This window comes from Pseudoalteromonas sp. S558, assembly GCF_005886635.1.
Classification (GTDB): domain Bacteria; phylum Pseudomonadota; class Gammaproteobacteria; order Enterobacterales; family Alteromonadaceae; genus Pseudoalteromonas; species Pseudoalteromonas aliena.
This window is the reverse complement of record NZ_PNDU01000609.1, coordinates 1-405: the sequence shown is the minus strand read 5'-3', so window position 1 is coordinate 405 and position 405 is coordinate 1. Positions and strand designations below refer to the sequence as shown.

Sequence of the window (405 nt, the reverse complement as noted above, 5' to 3'; positions counted from 1 at the left end):
GGGAGCAGAAGCTCCCTTTAGTTAATATTTAATTTATTTAATTACTTTTGCTTACGACGACGCATAAATGCAAATGGCGCTACTAGCAATGTTAGCCAAGCTAATGAACCTGAAGAGCTTTTCTTAGCAGGCTCAGGAGTAACAACAGGAGGTGCTACTTTAGTAACGGATATTGTTACCATTGCAGGTGCAGATACATTCCCACGAACATCAATCGCAACAACTTCCATTTCTGCAGATGTATCACCCGCTAATAAAGTTGTATCTACAACCACAATTTGGCCTTCTGCATCAACTGCAAAACCAAGGTTTGTATTAGATTGAACGTCGTACTCTGAAACCTCCAAGTCTAAATCTGATTCGTCCATAGTAAACGCACCTAACAAGGTACCATCACCTTCATCA

At 40.5% G+C, this 405-nt stretch carries 1 protein-coding gene; it reads right to left on the bottom strand.

The features are described from left to right. Positions 1–41 precede the first annotated feature (41 nt). A partial coding sequence (locus tag CWB66_RS21635) for a GlyGly-CTERM sorting domain-containing protein (RefSeq protein ID WP_138587018.1) occupies positions 42–405 on the bottom strand: 364 nt, incomplete at its 5' end.